The organism is Flavobacterium araucananum, from assembly GCF_002222055.1.
GTDB lineage: Bacteria > Bacteroidota > Bacteroidia > Flavobacteriales > Flavobacteriaceae > Flavobacterium > Flavobacterium araucananum.
This window is the reverse complement of record NZ_MUGS01000007.1, coordinates 94,703-111,778: the sequence shown is the minus strand read 5'-3', so window position 1 is coordinate 111,778 and position 17,076 is coordinate 94,703. Positions and strand designations below refer to the sequence as shown.

General features: G+C 34.6%; 17 protein-coding genes and 1 pseudogene. 9 read left to right on the top strand and 9 right to left on the bottom strand.

The features are described from left to right. Positions 1–22 precede the first annotated feature (22 nt). The 8 genes and pseudogenes from prs (at position 23) to B0A64_RS07285 (ending at position 6,917) form a co-directional block, all read left to right on the top strand. The gene (gene prs / locus B0A64_RS07320) at positions 23–856 is read left to right on the top strand and encodes a ribose-phosphate diphosphokinase (protein WP_089478864.1); all 834 of its coding nucleotides are present in this window, start codon (positions 23–25) and stop codon (positions 854–856) included. A 102-nt stretch (positions 857–958) separates the two neighbouring features. Beyond that, the gene (locus B0A64_RS07315) at positions 959–1,294 is read left to right on the top strand and encodes a hypothetical protein (RefSeq protein ID WP_089478863.1); all 336 of its coding nucleotides are present in this window, start codon (positions 959–961) and stop codon (positions 1,292–1,294) included. A gap of 2 nt (positions 1,295–1,296) precedes the next feature. Next, a complete protein-coding gene (locus B0A64_RS07310) occupies positions 1,297–2,172 on the top strand; it encodes a hypothetical protein (RefSeq protein ID WP_089478862.1) in 876 nt (291 codons plus the stop codon). A 132-nt stretch (positions 2,173–2,304) separates the two neighbouring features. Next, on the top strand, positions 2,305–3,387 hold the full coding sequence (locus tag B0A64_RS07305) for an adenylosuccinate synthetase (protein ID WP_089478861.1): 1,083 nt from the start codon (positions 2,305–2,307) through the stop codon (positions 3,385–3,387). Positions 3,388–3,395: 8 nt separating this feature from the next. Continuing rightward, on the top strand, positions 3,396–3,923 hold the full coding sequence (locus B0A64_RS07300; RefSeq protein WP_089478860.1) for an NADAR family protein: 528 nt from the start codon (positions 3,396–3,398) through the stop codon (positions 3,921–3,923). A gap of 223 nt (positions 3,924–4,146) precedes the next feature. Next, a pseudogene (locus B0A64_RS07295) lies at positions 4,147–4,695 on the top strand (RNA 2'-phosphotransferase). After that, on the top strand, positions 4,692–5,423 hold the full coding sequence (locus tag B0A64_RS07290) for a metallophosphoesterase family protein (protein ID WP_089478859.1): 732 nt from the start codon (positions 4,692–4,694) through the stop codon (positions 5,421–5,423). Before B0A64_RS07295 ends, B0A64_RS07290 begins: the two are co-directional and overlap by 4 nt. Positions 5,424–5,447: 24 nt before the next feature. Continuing rightward, positions 5,448–6,917, top strand: a complete 1,470-nt coding sequence (locus B0A64_RS07285; RefSeq protein WP_089478858.1) for a nicotinate phosphoribosyltransferase — start codon at positions 5,448–5,450, stop codon at positions 6,915–6,917. A gap of 92 nt (positions 6,918–7,009) precedes the next feature. On the opposite strand, the gene nadD is transcribed toward B0A64_RS07285, so the two are convergent. From nadD to B0A64_RS07265, 4 genes are all read right to left on the bottom strand, one after another. Further along, the gene (gene nadD, locus B0A64_RS07280; protein ID WP_089478857.1) at positions 7,010–7,615 is read right to left on the bottom strand and encodes a nicotinate (nicotinamide) nucleotide adenylyltransferase; all 606 of its coding nucleotides are present in this window, start codon (positions 7,613–7,615) and stop codon (positions 7,010–7,012) included. Positions 7,616–7,704: 89 nt separating this feature from the next. Continuing rightward, positions 7,705–8,277, bottom strand: coding sequence for a guanylate kinase (gmk, locus tag B0A64_RS07275; RefSeq protein WP_089478856.1), 573 nt, complete (start codon positions 8,275–8,277; stop codon positions 7,705–7,707). A gap of 76 nt (positions 8,278–8,353) precedes the next feature. Further along, positions 8,354–9,214 carry a YicC/YloC family endoribonuclease gene (locus B0A64_RS07270; RefSeq protein WP_089478855.1) on the bottom strand — a complete coding sequence of 287 codons (861 nt, stop codon included), beginning with the start codon at positions 9,212–9,214 and terminating at the stop codon, positions 8,354–8,356. A gap of 286 nt (positions 9,215–9,500) precedes the next feature. Next, positions 9,501–9,854 carry an arsenate reductase family protein gene (locus B0A64_RS07265; RefSeq protein WP_089478854.1) on the bottom strand — a complete coding sequence of 118 codons (354 nt, stop codon included), beginning with the start codon at positions 9,852–9,854 and terminating at the stop codon, positions 9,501–9,503. A gap of 77 nt (positions 9,855–9,931) precedes the next feature. Here B0A64_RS07265 and B0A64_RS07260 point away from each other — a divergent pair, with 77 nt between their 5' ends. Continuing rightward, positions 9,932–10,387: a DinB family protein gene (locus tag B0A64_RS07260; protein ID WP_089478853.1), complete on the top strand. Its 456-nt coding sequence runs from the start codon at positions 9,932–9,934 to the stop codon at positions 10,385–10,387. Between the two features lie 42 nt (positions 10,388–10,429). Here B0A64_RS07260 and B0A64_RS07255 read toward each other — a convergent pair whose 3' ends face one another. The 5 genes from B0A64_RS07255 to B0A64_RS07235 all read right to left on the bottom strand — a co-directional run bounded on the left by B0A64_RS07255 (position 10,430) and on the right by B0A64_RS07235 (position 17,063). After that, positions 10,430–10,921: a septal ring lytic transglycosylase RlpA family protein gene (locus B0A64_RS07255; protein WP_089478852.1), complete on the bottom strand. Its 492-nt coding sequence runs from the start codon at positions 10,919–10,921 to the stop codon at positions 10,430–10,432. An 88-nt stretch (positions 10,922–11,009) separates the two neighbouring features. Beyond that, complete coding sequence (locus B0A64_RS07250) at positions 11,010–11,432, bottom strand: hypothetical protein (protein ID WP_089478851.1); 423 nt, start codon at positions 11,430–11,432, stop codon at positions 11,010–11,012. 104 nt (positions 11,433–11,536) lie between these two features. Beyond that, positions 11,537–14,353 carry a TonB-dependent receptor gene (locus B0A64_RS07245; protein ID WP_089478850.1) on the bottom strand — a complete coding sequence of 939 codons (2,817 nt, stop codon included), beginning with the start codon at positions 14,351–14,353 and terminating at the stop codon, positions 11,537–11,539. 320 nt (positions 14,354–14,673) lie between these two features. After that, positions 14,674–16,317, bottom strand: a complete 1,644-nt coding sequence (gene pgi, locus B0A64_RS07240) for a glucose-6-phosphate isomerase (protein WP_089478849.1) — start codon at positions 16,315–16,317, stop codon at positions 14,674–14,676. 149 nt (positions 16,318–16,466) lie between these two features. Beyond that, complete coding sequence (locus B0A64_RS07235; protein WP_244285370.1) at positions 16,467–17,063, bottom strand: hypothetical protein; 597 nt, start codon at positions 17,061–17,063, stop codon at positions 16,467–16,469. Between the last annotated feature and the right edge of the window lie 13 nt (positions 17,064–17,076).

Here is a 17,076-nt window from a genome sequence, read left to right as displayed (position 1 = left end):
AATTAACGCAAACTTAAAAACTATGATACTTAACCTAGACCCAAAATTCGCTCCGTTTCTTAATCAGGAAGAAATCAAATTTCAAAGTTTTACATTTTCAGGAGGAGAACCACACATTAAAATCAATCCTGATTTTGATCACAATCAGAAAGTAACAATCACACACCGATTAAATTCATTCAATGATTTAGGATTATTGTGTATTACTGTTGATGCTTTACGCAGAATGGATGTTAAAATTATCGATTTGTTTATTCCGTATTTCCCGGCAGCAAGACAAGATCGTGTCATGATAAAAGGAGAATCTTTGTCTGTCAAAGTATATGCAGATATTATTAATACGCTTCAATTAAATAAGGTTTCTGTATTTGATGCACATTCTGAAGTAACTCCGGCATTGGTAAACAATTGCGAAGTGATCCCCAATCATACTTTTATTCAGGAAGTTCTAAAAGTAATTGGTGAAAACGTAAAATTAATTTCTCCTGATGGTGGTGCTTTGAAGAAAATCTACAAAGTTTCTGAATTTTTAGGTGGTGTTGATGTGGTGGAATGCAGCAAAAGCCGTGACGTAAAAACCGGAAAATTGTCTGGTTTTAAAGTCTATGAAGACGACCTAAACGGAATAGATTGTTTAATCGTGGACGATATTTGCGATGGTGGCGGAACTTTTGTGGGACTGGCAGAAGAATTGAAAAAGAAAAATTCAGGAAAATTATACCTGGCAGTAAGCCACGGAATCTTCAACAAAGGTTTTGAAGTTTTAAATTGTTTCGACAAAATATTCACAACCAATTCAGTAAAAGATTTCGAAGGACAAAGTGTCGAAGTAATCAAATTAGATCAATTGGTCTAAAACAGGATTCAGGTTATTGCTAAGAACTTTAAACCTGACTGGAGGCTGAGCAGCGCAGACGAAGTAAACAAAAGCAGACTATTAACAATAAACCAAAAAACAATGAGTGATGATTTAAAGCCAAGATTTATTGAGTCTTTAAAAAGAAACAATGATCAGATTAGAGAAGACAGAGCCAAAACAATTGGCGAAGATTCGGAGTTAATTTACAGACGCCGTGTTGAAGATATTGAGTTAAAAATAAAAAGATTAGAAAGAGAGCAGGAAGGGCTTATTGATATTAGCCCGCTGGATAAAAACAGTTTGACTTTTGTTGATTTTCAACCGGAATCATTTGTGCAAAGAGATATGGAGTTGTCGCTAACGATAAGAAATTTAAACATTCAGTTTGAAGTGACAAAAAAGAGATTTGAATATTTATTTGGTAAAACATTTTAGTTATGGGAGGTACAAGATATGACTTAGGCGCTCGCGATGACAGAGCAAAAAAAGCAGGATACGCATCGAAATCTGCAAGTGACATTTTTATTCAAAATAGAATAGGAGCGGCACATGAATCTATGAACCCAAACGGCATTACGTTTAGAGAAGCAAGAGATTCAGCGGTTCACCCAAATACAGTTCCAATTATTCTGGGATTGGATGTTACCGGAAGTATGGGACACATACCGCATGAATTAATCAAAGAAGGATTGCCTAAATTAATGGGAGGAATTATTCAGGGTGGAGTTCCTGATCCTGCTCTTTTATTTTTAGGGATTGGTGATCATGAATGTGACAGATTTCCGTTGCAGGTAGGTCAATTTGAATCCGGAGATCAGGAGCTTGATATGTGGCTCACCAGAACTTATATAGAATCTGGCGGAGGAGGAAATGCAGGCGAGAGTTATCTTCTGGCGTGGTATTTTGCCGCTTTTCATACCAAAACAGATGCTTTCGAAAAAAGAAATCAGAAAGGATTATTGTTTACCGTAGGCGATGAGCCTAATCTGGAAACACTTCCGGCATCTGCCATAAAAGAAATTATGGGTTCAGGACAGCAAACCTATACCCATCTTGAATTATTAAAAGAAGCACAAAAACGTTATGAAGTATATCATATTAGCGTATTGCATTCTGATCAGGCAGTACGGGCAAATGTTGCCTGGAAAGAATTGCTTGGAGAAAATTGTTTGTCTATAGAAGATCACAGAGAAATCCCCAATGTAATCAAGAAAATAATTTGTAATAAACATAAAAATTCTGGTACAGGATTAGGAACAATACCAGTTTCTAATACAAATGATACAGGTTTAGATAATATACAAATGCTTTAGGTTAAACACATAGAAACATAGTTTTTGTTTGTGAATAAAAGAAAATAAAAAGAAACTAGTGAAACGCCTTTTTTAAGTTTTTGAAAGTCTATGATTCTATGTGTTTAAAATAATTGCACAACATTTTATAAAATGAAAACAGCTCAAATAGTTATAGGTTTAGGATTTGGTGATGAAGGAAAAGGAATTACGACAGATTTTCTGGCAAAGCAAAATCCTGAATCTATAGTTATTCGGTTTTCAGGAGGACAACAAGCCGCACACACGGTCATGATTGGCGATAAAAAGCACGTTCATTCGAGTTTTGCCAGTGGTGCACTTCGAGGTTTGCCTTCTTACTATAGTGAGCATTGCACGATTCATCCTGTTTTTTTATACAATGAAAAAAAAGAACTCGAAGAAATAGGCGGAAATACAGACCTTCATATTCATCCTTTGGCAAAGGTTACAACACCTTTTGATGTTTGGCAAAACAGAAACAATGTTAGAAACCTGGATCACGGAACTTGCGGTAAAGGAGTGGGTGCCACAATGAAACGAAATGAAGGCCCGTACAAATTATTTGCCATAGATTTGATTGCACCTCGCCAAATGCTTCTCGAGAAACTAGAAAAGATAGCCTATTATTATGGTTTTCTAAATGAAAGTGAAATCGACGATCAGGTTAATCATTTCCTTGAAGTTGTAGAGGAGATGAAGTGGAACATTAGCGATTACAGCTTTTTAAAAAAGTATTCGAACCTTATTTTCGAAGGTAGTCAGGGTATCTTACTCGACATGGATCACGGCGTTTTCCCAAATGTTACGTATGCGAATACAACATCAAAAAATGCATACGAAATTTGCGAAAAATTGCAAATAGAAAATATCGAAATGTATTATGTTACCAGAAGTTATGCAACAAGACACGGCAGCGGATGGATGAGTAACGAAAGAGAACTACAATTAAAAAATAACGAAGAAGAGACTTGTGTCTATAATGATTTTCAAAGAGAATTTAGAACAGGAGATCTCGATTATGATCTTTTAAATTATAGTCTAAAACTAGATGCAGCTTACAGTTTGAACGCCAAAAGAAATCTGGTCGTAACCTGTATGGATCAGATCGATAAGGATTATGAATTGGAGAATCTAACAACGGAGTTTGCTGAAATCTACGGATCATTTTCACCCGATTCTAAAGATTTTAAACAGATAACTTCTTTGTTTCAATAACACAAAAAATGAAATATAATATAGAAAATATAACTCCCGAAAGTAAATTTTTATTTTTCTGGGGACACCAACCCAATAAAGACGGCAGCATCTCTAAAACCTGTTTTAGCCAGTGGTGGTTAAGTTCTTTTGAAGTCGATAAAGTGACTTACAAAACCGCTGAACACTGGATGATGGCGAAGAAGGCTGAATTGTTTAACGATGATGTTGTTTGGGCAAAAATCATTAAAGCAAATTCTCCTGCCGATGTCAAAAAGTTAGGACGTGAAGTCAAAAATTATGATGATAAACTTTGGTCAGCCGCCAGATACGAAATTGTAAAACAAGGCAATTATCATAAATTCAGTCAAAACGCAGATTTAAAAACATTTTTGCTCAATACCAGCGACAGAGTTATAGTCGAAGCAAGCCCCGTTGACCCAATTTGGGGAATAGGAATGGCTGGTGATCACAAAGATGTTTTGAATCCGACCAAATGGAAAGGCTTGAATTTGTTAGGTTTTGCTTTAATGGAGGTTAGGGACGAATTGAAATAAATGAAATTTTCTATAAATTGTTATCCCTTTGGGATTAGCAAAATAAAATCTAACTCAGATACAATTAAAATTAAATAACACAATGAAGATATTGTGTACAAAATACAATGAAAATAGAATTAAAAAAATACGATGAGCAAATAGCAGTATGGCCAAAATCAGGTTATCACTTTATGGCTCAATATGAAGAACGGAATAAGAAATTGAAAATCTCAGAGAAATCATGAATGAGAAAATAGCAAAAGACGTAAGCAAATTTTTGAGTTTGATCCTCAGACATTCGCCGGAAAAAATAGGATTAAAATTAGACGAAAACGGTTGGGCAGATGTAGAAGAACTGATGCAAAAATGCTCCAAAAGAGGGAATACATTAAATGCAGAACTTCTGGATTATGTGGTAGAAAACAACGATAAAAAACGTTTTGCCTTTAATGAAGATAAAACTAAAATCAGGGCGAGCCAGGGGCATTCAATTTCGGTAGAGTTAAACCTGAATGAAACAGAGCCTTTGGAGTTTTTATATCACGGTACTGTTGCAAAATTTTTAGAAAATATTAAAAAATAAGGACTTCAAAAAATGAGTCGTCAGCATGTGCATCTTTCCAAAGATCTTGAAACGGCTACAAAAGTAGGAGGCAGAAGAGGAGTTCCTCAAATCCTGACCGTTAGGAGCGGACAAATGTTTAAAGACGGATTCAAGTTTTATTTGTCAGAAAACAATGTTTGGTTAACAGATGAGGTTCCGTCAAAATACATCGAATTTAAATCATGAAACGAACATTAGTCATTGGAGATATCCACGGAGGTTTAAAAGCTTTAGTTCAGTTGTTGGAGAAAGTACAAGCAACAGAAAAGGACAGGCTTATTTTTCTTGGAGATTATGTCGATGGCTGGGGAGAATCAGCTCAGGTTATTGATTTTTTGATCGGATTATCACAAAGTCAAGAATGCGTTTTTATAAGAGGAAATCATGATGTTTGGTGTCACGAATGGCTGACGAATGGTGTCATTAATGATGTTTGGTTTTTGCATGGAGGAAAATCAACGATAGAAAGTTATCAGAATCTGGATGAATTGCACAAAGAGAAACATCTTGATTTTTTTGCCAATATGAAAGATTATTTTGTAGATGAACATAATAATTTGTTTATTCACGCTGGTTTTTCGTCAATGCATGGTCCGGCAAAGGAGCATTATGTAAGTAATTTTTCCTGGGACAGGACTTTGTGGGAAATGGCTTTGACAATGGACAACAGGATTAAAAAAGATTCGCTTTTATATCCTAAAAGATTATTGCTCTTTAATGAAATTTATATTGGTCATACACCAACGCTTCATTATGATAGCGATAGCCCAATGCAGGGTTGCAATGTCTGGAATATAGATACCGGAGCAGGTTTTTACGGCAAGCTAACTTGTCTGGATATAACAACAAAAGCATTTTGGCAAAGTGATGTAGTACAGTCCTTGTATCCAACTGAAAAAGGAAGAAATAAATAATTTATAAATTAACTAATAAAAAATATGAACCCACTATTATTAACAGACGGTTACAAAGTTGACCACAGAAGACAATACCCAGACAAAACTACCTTAGTATATTCTAACTGGACACCTAGAAAATCAAGAATTGAAGGACTTGATGAAATCGTATTTTTTGGACTGCAATATTTTATCAAGAAATATATCATTCATGATTTTGATGCTGATTTCTTCAAGCAGCCAAAAGCAGAAGTGGTTAAAAAATACGCACGCAGAATCAATAATTACTTAGGCGAAAATCAGGTTGGAACAAAACATATCGAAGATTTACATGATTTAGGCTATATTCCGATGGTTTTTAAAGCCTTGCCGGAAGGGGCAAGTGTACCTTTGAGAGTACCTATGTTTACGATGTACAATACGATTCCGGAATTTTTCTGGTTGACCAATTATTTCGAAACATTGCTTTCTGCCGTAGTTTGGTTGCCTTGTAACTCTGCAACTCTTGCAAAAGAATATAGAAAAGTATTAGACAAATATGCTGATCAGACTTCGTCTGTACCTGAATTTGTTGATTGGCAGGCGCATGATTTCTCGATGAGAGGAATGGGCGGAATCGAAGCTGCGATAACATCTGCTGCGGGTCATCTATTAAGTTTTACAGGTTCTGATACGATTCCGGTTATTGATTTTTTCGAAGATTATTACAAGGCAAATTCTGATACAGAATTAATTGCGGGTTCTGTGGCTGCAACAGAGCATTCTGTAATGTGTATGGGAACTACCGAAGGCGAATGCGAAACTTTTAAAAGATTGGTTACAGAAGTTTATCCTAAAGGAATTGTATCGATCGTTTCTGATACCTGGGATTTATGGAAAGTTCTAACAGATTATTTACCACGATTAAAAGAGGATATTGTTGCCAGAGAAGGCAAAGTCGTAATTCGTCCGGATAGTGGTGATCCGGTTGATATTATCTGCGGAAATCCAAACGGAAAAACCAATGAAGAAAAGAAAGGTGTAATAGAACTTCTTTGGGATGTTTTTGGAGGATCAACGAATGCAAAAGGATATAAAGAGCTAATACCTCAAATTGGGGCTATTTACGGTGATAGTATTACAGTGGCCAGAGCAACGCAAATTTGCGAAAGATTAAAAGAAAAAGGATTTGCGTCTACAAATGTTGTTCTGGGAATTGGTTCTTTTACCTATCAATACAATACCAGAGATACTTTTGGTTTTGCGATGAAAGCGACTTACGGAGAAGTTGATGGCGAAGGAAGAGCTATTTTTAAAGATCCGATTACAGATGACGGAACTAAAAAATCAGCCAAAGGATTAATGAAAATTGACTTGGTTGATGGTTTGTATCATTTGACCGATAATGTTTCGTGGGAAGAGGAAAAACAAGGCGAATTGAAAGAGGTTTTCAGAGACGGAAAACTTTTAGTTGATCAGTCTTTAAGTGAGATAAGATCTCGGGTAAAAAGTGATATTAAGGTTGAAGCATAATTATCTATACATATTGCGCTCCGCCGTAGTTGTTTATAAAACGTAATTAGCATTAAAAACGAAAGCCTGAATTTTTTAAATTCAGGCTTTTTTTATTTCTTATAAAAATTATTGTGATCAATATAGTCCCATACTTTTGGCGGTAACAACGGTTGAATGTTTTTTCCCTGTTTGATGCTGTTTCGAATAAAAGTAGCCGAAATCTCTACAATTGGAGCATCAATGATATGAACTTTTGGATAAGATTTTAAGGTGTTAGGTGCTTCTTCTAAAAGGTCTGTAGTTTGTGTTTTATCCTCTAATCTTGGATATACATAAATGTCATAGTGATCTAAAATAACCTCATAGTTTTTCCATTTATGAAGCGTTTTCAAGTTGTCTTCGCCCATAATCAGGGAGAAATCATGAGTAGGATATTTTTCCTGCAAATGCACCAGCGTATTTACGGTATAATTAGGCTGAGGTAACTTGAACTCAATATCCGAAGGTTTGATTTTTGGATAATCTTCAGTAGCCAAATGCACCATTTGCAAACGGTGATGATCGTCTAATAATGTCGATTTTTTCTTTAACGGATTATGAGGCGTTACAACCATCCAAATTTGATCTAAGTCTGCAAACTCAGCCATGTGATTGGCAATGATTAAATGGCCAACATGAATGGGATTATACGTTCCGAAATAAAGGCCTATTTTCATTTATTTTTATTGAATGATTTAAAAATTAAATGATTTAAAGATGCCTAAATGATATTTTTTAATCTTTAAATCATGCAATCTTTCAATTCTTATTTATTCACAAAATCCTTCACCAATTGATAGGCCTCTTCTTTGGCAGTATCTAAATCGTAATTTTTTATAATCGTATCAAATTGTGGAGCAGTAGCCAATTCAACAGATGCTTTTGCAATTCGCATATTGATTTTGTCATCAGTTTCTGTAGAACGCTCTTTTAATCGACGTTTAAGTTCGTCTACACTTGGAGGTTTTACAAAAACAGCCAGTGTTTGATCCGGAAATTTATGTTTAATACGCAATCCGCCGGCAACATCAATATCAAAAATCACGTTTTTGCCCAGAGCCCAGATGCGCTCAATTTCGGCTTTCAGAGTACCGTAAAAGTTATCTCGATATACTTCTTCCCATTCCAGGAAATTTTCGGCTTTAATGTGTTTTTTAAATTCTTCTAACGAAATAAAATAATAATCTTTTCCGTGTTCTTCCTCTCCGCGTGGGTCGCGAGAAGCCGCCGAGATCGAAAATTCTAAATTTAAATCCTCTTTCCCAAGTAAATGTCTTACTATAGTTGTTTTTCCTGATCCTGAAGGTGCAGAGAAAACAATTAACTTTCCTTTATTCATTCTTTATGCTTTAGGCTTTAAGCACTATGCTTTGAGCTCTCTTACTTTATGTTTTTTTGCTTAAAACCTATGGTTTTTAAAGTACATTCAAAACCTGTTCTTTAATCTTTTCCAATTCATCTTTCATCATTACCACCAATTTCTGCATTTGGGCATGATTCGATTTAGACCCCATTGTATTGATCTCGCGACCCATTTCCTGAGTAATAAAACCTAATTTACGACCATTAGCTTCGGTACCTTTTATGGTTTCTAAGAAATAATCTAAATGATTTGTTAAACGAACTTTTTCCTCAGTAATATCCAGTTTTTCCAGATAATAAATCAATTCCTGTTCGAAACGATTTTCATCAACATTTACTTTCAATTCAGAAATAGCAGTTTGCAAACGATCTTTGATGGCCTGAACACGTTCCGGATCAAGAGCCAAAGCATCGTTCATATATTGACGAATATTCCCGATTCTAAGATTAAATTCTTTTTCAAGAGATTCGCCTTCGTCTTTTCTAAAAGTTAAGATATTTTGTAGCGCCTCTTCAATGATAACCTGAATTTGTTCCCAGTCGTTTTCGTCGATTTCCTCACGTTCCGTTTTTAGCGTATCAGGCATACGAACCGCCATTTTCATTAATTCAGTAACATCAGCATCAGGATAAACCTCTTTAAGTTGAGCGATGTAGTTTTTTACAACAGGAACATTTACTTTAGTCGAAGTTTGTTCAGAAGTACTTTCGATGTAAATTCCAAAATCAATTTTACCTCTCTCCAGTTTTGTTGAGATCTGAGTCCTTAAACCTAATTCCATTTCGCGATAAAGCGACGGCATTCTTACGTTTAAATCTAAACCTTTACTATTTAAGGATTTTACTTCAACGGTAATTTTTTTTGTAGGCAATTGCAAAGAAGCTTTGCCAAACCCTGTCATAGATTGTATCATATAATTGAGTATAAAGGCGCAAAGATAAATAAAAGTTTGCAGTGTTGCGCCGTAATTCACTAATCTGTTTTATGCTGAAGAACTTAAAGTTTTTTTGCCATGAATTTTACGAATTTGCACTAATTTAACCGGTGCGAATTCCTTGTTTTTCTTTTGCCACTCCCGAAGCTATCGGGATAAAATGATTTTATAGATTTTACCAATCTGTGAGAATCTTTTTAATCTGTGGCAACTTTTAAGCTCAGCAAATAATTGGTGAAAATTCGTGAAATTTGTGGCTAACTTTTTATTTCTCTAAAGCTTTCTGAACCTGTAAGGTTACCGGCTGTGTATTACCAATATAAATTTTTTCATCAATAATAAAAACCGGACGGCTTATGAATGTATAATGCTCCAGAATGTATTTTTTATAATCCTCCTCAGTCAAAGATTTGTTTTTTAAATCCATCGATTTGTATAGCTGTGCTTTTTTGCTAAACAATGCTTCGTAGCTACCTGCAAGCTGATACATTTCTTCCAGTTCAGCCTCGGTAATTGAATTTTGTTTGATGTCGTGAAAAACCAAATTATTGTCTTTCGGTAAGCTTTTGATAATTTTTCGACATGTATCGCAAGAAGCCAAGTAGTATATTTTGTTCATGTTTTTTTAATTTAAGAGACTACAAAGAAAATTCATTTAAAACTGAAAAATGCCTAATTTTAGAAAAAAAAATAATTATGAATTCAGTTTTTGAAGTACAGAAAACCATAAGAGAAATTCTTTTAAAGGTTTTAGACCATCATTCCTTGGAACAATTGAATAAAATTCCGCACGGATTTAATAATAACCTAATCTGGAATATTGCGCATTGTGTATCATCACAGCAAGTTTTGGTTTATAAATTATCAGGCTTGCCAACCATGGTTTCAGAAGAGTTTATTGCCAAATACAAAAAAGGAACCAAGCCGGAAGGTGATGTTTCGCAAGCCGAGGTTGACGAAATAAGAACGTTGCTTTCTACAACGTTGCAACAAACAGAAAAAGATTTTGAAAACAATATTTTTGTTCATTATACGGAATATACCACAAGCCTGGGCTATACCTTAAAAAATGTTGGGGATGCGTTAAGCTTTAACAACTATCATGAAGGAATTCATACGGGGATTATTATGAGTCTTAGAAAGTTTGTTTAAAAAACAATCCCGTCCTGCAACCAATTGCGAGACGGGATTTTTTTATTCTATTATAGTTTCTATTGTCACTTTCATAGCTCCGGCACCTTTGTTTTTGGTGATTTCCATAAAAGCTCTTTTAGAGAGGTCTAGTTCTCTTGTTTTTACAAACGGACCACGATCTGTAACTTTTACAATGACAAATTTTCCATTTGCTTCATTTGTTACTTTTATTCGGGTTCCAAAGGGTAGTTTTTTGTGTGCTGCTGTATATTTGCTGTTGTTGAATCTGGCTCCGCTAGCTGTTTTTTTTCCGTTAAACCGGTCAGCATAATAAGAGGCGTGAGCATTTTTTTTGTAAGGTTTTAACTTTAAACCTTTGTCTGTAAAAACAGAATCAGTTGGTAAGGCAAGTATATCCGGTCTTACAACTTTTACAGTGTCCTGAGTGATTTTAGGTTCTGTTACTGGTTTTGTTTGACTTATTATATAAGTAAAACAGCTTAAAAAAGTTATTGTAAGTGTAGTAAGTATAATATGTTTTTTACTTCTCATGGGTTATTTTTTTTCAGACTTGGGGAGTTTGTACAAATAATATGCCGAGATAAAAAAAGCCCTATTGTTTTAGGGCTTTAGTTGGTTTTTAGAACCAAAGGTTCCATGGAATTCTACTTAAAATAAGCAATAATCCGATTCCGTAATAAATAGCAAAAGTTTTAAATTTAGCTTCGCTATTGATTAATTTTTTATGTTTTGACCATCCAATCGTTATCAAAGCGATAGCAATAAGGTTGATTAGCGGGTGTTCTAACGAAGTTAGTCTAAGTGCTGCATTCGACATTTGTCCAAACGCTGCTTTCCCAAGAGGAGAAACAAAATAAAGTAGTATTCCGATCAATAATTGAGTGTGGGTTCCTATTAAGGCAAATAAGGCAATTTTGCGGTCTTTAGCGGTAAACTCTTTTTTAGAAGTAAGTCCAATGATAGCATTCACGACTGCAATTAGTAAAACTAACAGTGCTAAATAAGCCCAGCCAGAATGGAATTTTTGTAGAAAATTGTACATAAATTAATTTTTTTGTTAAAACAAATATAGCAAAAAAGGGTATAAAAAAAACGGCATTAGACTAAAAGTCAATGCCGTTTTATTATTTATTTAGATTCTAAATTTTAGAAATCGTAACGTAGAGCAAAGTTCCAAGTTCTTCCAAAACCAAAGAATACCTGGTTAGCATCTGCTACCCCTTTGTAAAGTCTGTTATTAGTTGTATAAGTTCCTAATGCAGCATTTGTTGAGCTTACGTTGTCATCAGCAAAAATGTTTGTTCTGGACTCAGCAATGTAGATTCTGTCGAATACGTTATTAACGTTTAATCTAAAGTTTACAGATTTGTCTTTGTCTTTACCTACTAACATTTTGTATGAGAAACCAGCATCCATTAAACCATAAGAAGGTAATTCTAATGCTCCTTTGTTGGTTGGAGAAGAGAAGTTAATAGGGCTTAATCCAGCATATAATTTATCGTTAAAGTTGTAGTTAGCATCAACAGTTACTCTTGTTAAAACTTCGTAAGAAGCTCCTAAAGAAGCCGTCATTTGAGCAGCATCACCTACTTTTACTTTGTCCATGTATACAGGAGTTGCGATATATCCTGCAACCGGAGTGTTGTCTGCCTGGTAATAAGCATTAACAGTTGCGTTTCCTTTATATTCCCAAATTCCGTAAGAGAACATACCTGTTACTTTAAATTTTTCTGTAATGTTTGAACTTCCTTCAAATTCAATTCCAGAGTGAACTTCGTTAAGACCTACATATTCTGTATAAGTACTTGCATCACTTGGTAATGCGTTCCCTTTTAAGTATCTGTCGTTCCAGGTTGTATTGTAAACGTTTACAGTAGCGTTGAAAAATTTTGAACGGAAACCATATCCAGCTTCAAATCCAATGATTTTTTCATTAGTAAGGTTAGGGTTTACAGTTGATCTGTTGTTTGGATAAACTGAATTGAAGAATGGTTGTCTTGAATAATAACCAGCATTTACGTAAACATTGTTTTTCTCGTTAAGGTTGTAGTTAGCACCACCTTTTACGTTTCCACCTAAGATGTTTTTGTAATCTGTAGAGGATAATGGGTCAGTTGTAGCGTAAACAAAGTTATCTTCTCTTTTAAATCCTTGTTGAGAGATTGCTCCCTGAACAAATGCAGTTAAGTCATTTTTAGAATATTCTAATTGAGTAAAAGCACCGTACCATCTTACTTTTCCAGTACTGTTAAAAGATATTTTGTCGTAAGTTTTTTTGTCGAAAACATTCCATTGAACATCTGTAGCATAAGTTGATGTCACGTGTCTTCCGGCTGGTTTTAAATCTGCAACAGTGTTATCGTAGAATTCACCACCACCTAATAAATCATTTACTACTGTAAAGTGATATCCTGTGTAAGTTCTGGCATCGATACCAAAATCTAAAGTCAATGTGTTTGTTAATTTTTTGTTTAAATTAACTACTGCTCCAAACCAGTCATGAGAGTTGATAGAAGAAGTTTGTGAGATACCTGATGTAGTATTGTAAACATAAGGAGATGCAGTAGTTCCTGCTCCGGTTCTACCTGTTGAAGAACTATTTTGGTAAACACCACCAATTTGTGTTCTTGTTCTGTTAGCTCCGTTAAAGTTTACTTGACCCTGACCAGAGTTCCAAGCCTGAATTTTGTTGTAATCAACAGAACCGTCTCCTGTTAAGAAGTTAGGGCTGTTGTATACTAGTCCACCGATACCACCTGTAGCACTTGCACCAGCTCCACGGCCCATAGACGCGTAAAGAACAGAAGAAAGTTTTGTAGTTTCGTTTATTTTATAATCCCAGTTGAAAGAGGCAATTGGTTTATGGTAATAGTTTTTTCTGATGTTGTATGCTTCACCATTTAAGTATCCTGCATCAGCATTATATCTAATGTTTGGATCGCTAAGTGAACCATATTTTTGGTAAGTAGCAATTGTAGATACAGTAGATCTTTGGTTGTGCCATTGTGGAGCACCTGTTACTGTAAATTGAAAATCATGTGTACCACTTTTGTTTCCATATCCTAAGGCAACATAATAGTTAGAACCTTCAAAACTAGTTCCGTTTACATAACCATCTCCCATTGTTTGAGATAATAAGATAGAAGCCGAAAGACCATTATCTAATTTACCGGTATTGTAAGAACCTTGAATTTTAAAGTTTCTTCCGTTTCCAAAACCTGAAGAGAAAGATCCACCTTCTTTTTTATCTGAAGATTTAGTTACAATGTTAATTGTTCCTCCTACAGAAGGAGTAGCAAGTTTAGACGAACCTAAACCTCTTTGAACCTGCATTGCAGATGTAACATCTGATAATCCAGCCCAGTTACTCCAAAAAACAGAACCATTTTCCATGTCGTTTATTGGCATACCGTTAATCATAACAGCAATATTATTTTGGTTAAAACCACGAATGTTAATTCTGGAATCTCCAAATCCACCACCAGATTTAGTAACATATACTGAAGGAGTGTTTCTTAAGATCTCCGGAAATTCCTGAGTTCCTAATTTTTCCTGAATTTCAGCAGCTTTGATTGTAGAAACAGCAACCGGAGTTTTTCTGTCTTTAGCAATGTCAACGATTGTGCTTTTTACAACAATCTCGCTTAATTCGTTTGAATTAGAAGTCAAAACGATTGTTCCAAGATTTGTAGTAGCACCATTTGCTACTGAAAATCTTACAGTTTGATTTTGGTAACCTAAAAAAGAAATAACGATTTCTCCTGTACTAGTTGTTGCATTAAGAGTAAATTTACCATCAAAATCTGTAGAAGTAGCAGTTGTAGATCCTTTGATAACTACGTTTGCCCCTGGTAATGAGCCCACGCCGTCAGTAATCATACCTGAAATCTTTCCTTGAGAAAATGCGGTTGAAACTATCATGAACAATAGTCCAGTGAGTAACCAATTTTTCATTGTCTTCATTTGTTATTAGTTTATTGTTTTTGGCAAAATTATAACATTTAAATCAGATAGTGTTATCAAAATGTTAAGAAAGATCAGTTTTATTTAATCTGTTAAGAATTAAAGTGATTTTTCCTTTTTTTATTAAATAAAATAACGTTTTTTTGATTTTAAGACCCTGTATTTTGTTAAAATGATAATAATTTTGATGGTCTTGTAGCGTAAAACCTTCAATAATAGACGTTTTTTGGCATTTTGCGCGTTCATTTATACGAAAAAGCGCCTTAATTTTTGCTAAATTAAGGCGCTTCAGTTTGTTGCGAATCTGGAGTGTAGAGACGCTATTTATTCTTTAAAAAATAATTTAATAAAAACGAAGTAGAGCTGTCATGAGTTTTTACGGTTTTGGTATTAATTTCGTCCAAAATAGAATTTGCCAGCTGTTTGCCTAGTTCTACTCCCCATTGATCAAAGCTAAAAATGTTCCAGATCACACCCTGAACAAAAATTTTGTGTTCGTACAAAGCAATTAGAGAACCCAGACTTTTTGGCGTTAATTTTTGAATTAAGATCGTATTAGTTGGTTTGTTTCCGGTAAAAACTTTAAAAGGTAATAAATAAGAAGCTTTTTCTGCCGATAGCCCTTGCTTGTCAAATTCAGCCTGAACTTGTTTTGCCGTTTTTCCGTGTAGCAAAGCTTCTGTTTGTGCAAAAAAGTTAGACATTAATTTATCATGATGATCTTCATTACCATATAATGGTTTTACAAATCCAATAAAATCCGTTGGAATTAATTTGGTTCCCTGATGAATTAATTGAAAAAAGGCATGTTGCGAATTGGTTCCCGGTTCTCCCCAAATAATAGTTCCGGTTTGATAGTTGACAGGTTTTGCGTCACGACCAACACTTTTTCCGTTACTTTCCATAGTTGCTTGTTGCAAATACGGAGCAAGTTTTTGTAAATACTGTGTGTACGGAATCAAAGCTTCACTCTCTGCTCCAAAGAAATTGTTGTACCAAACACCTATCAAAGCCAAAATTACCGGAATGTTTTCGTCGAATTCTGCCGCTTTAAAGTGATCGTCCATTTCCTTCGCTCCTGATAATAAATCATTATAATGATCAAAACCAATTGCTAAACTAATGCTTAAACCAACGGCGCTCCACAAAGAGAATCTTCCTCCAACCCAATCCCACATCGGGAAAACGTTGTCAGGGTTAATTCCAAATTCAGTTACTTTCTGTATATTAGTAGAAACTGCCACAAAATGTTTTGCAATATCTTCCTGCGATGCCGATTTTAAAAACCACTCTTTAATGGTTTCAGAATTAGATAATGTTTCTTGTGTGGTAAAAGTTTTAGAAACAATCAAAAACAATGTTGTTTCCGGATTTAATTTTTTGATGATTTCATTTACATGATCACCATCAACATTGGAAACAAAGTGCAGATTTAAATGATTTTTGTAAAACTGCAAAGCTTCAACCGCCATAACCGGACCAAGGTCAGAACCTCCAATACCAATATTTACAACATCAGTAAATGCTTTTCCTGTAAAACCTTTTCTTTCTCCGGAAATAACTTCGTGACTAAATTTTTTGATTTTATTTTTTACTTCGTAAACTTCCGGAATCACATTTTCTCCATCAACTTTTATAACTGCTGATTCCGGAGCACGCAAAGCAGTGTGTAAAACAGCTCTGTTTTCGGTCTGGTTGATGATTTCGCCACCAAAATATTGTGAGATGGCATCTTTTAATCCAATAGAATTTGCTAATTCTAATAAAAGAGAAAGCGTTTCCTGACTAATATTGTTTTTAGAATAATCGACCAAAAAGTCATTCCATTGCAAATTAAATTTTTCAACACGGGTACTGTCTTGTTGAAACAATTCTTGTAGTGTAGTTTCGTGAATTGCGTTATAGTGATTTTGCAGATTTTTCCACGCTTCAGTCCCGGTTGGGTTTGTTGTGTTTAAAGCCATTTGTATTTTATATTGAAGATTTTTATTTATTTTTTTAGAAAAACAAAAATACTGAAATAACTTTTAATAGCTTAAAGCTTTGCAATTATATAACAATTAGTTGCGAAAACGTTTTATGAGGTTACTACCAAATTCTCCACCACGGCTTTTTATTGACTTCGATAGTTTTTTTTGGCAGCATCAATTTCGATTCTTTTCGGGGATTCAATTTTGATTTTAGAATCGTCAAAAAACAGTTCTCCATTATCATTTATTCCAAGAGGAGATTTTGTTCTTTCTTTCCAGGTTTCAGTTTGTAATTCCGGAACTAAAGTGGAATTGATTTTATCGCTAAATTTTTTCCGTGCTTTTTCTATAATCTCTTCTTCGAGATTTGAAGATGAGTTTTTGAAAAGTGTAATCGAATTATCGGGAATATTCAAAAGAAAAACCTGAGTTTTATTGTCAATTTTCTGAATGTCCAATACTTTAAAATAGGCGATAGTGTCTAATAAAAAGTGACCAATTTTTGCTGAGTCAGGATTAAATTTCGATAAATCTTTTGGGTGGGCACTGGCAATTAAATATCTTAAATTACCGGAAAGTCCGCCTCCCATAGAACTCATATCAGTAAAGCCTTTTTCCTGAATTATTTGCCCAACTTTATAATTTGAAATTAAATTTTCCGGAAGATTGGTGTCTCTGTAATATAGTTTTAAGCCTGAAAAAGTTTCATTATAAATTGCTTTAAGACGTTCGTTTTTCATTTTTCTTTCTATA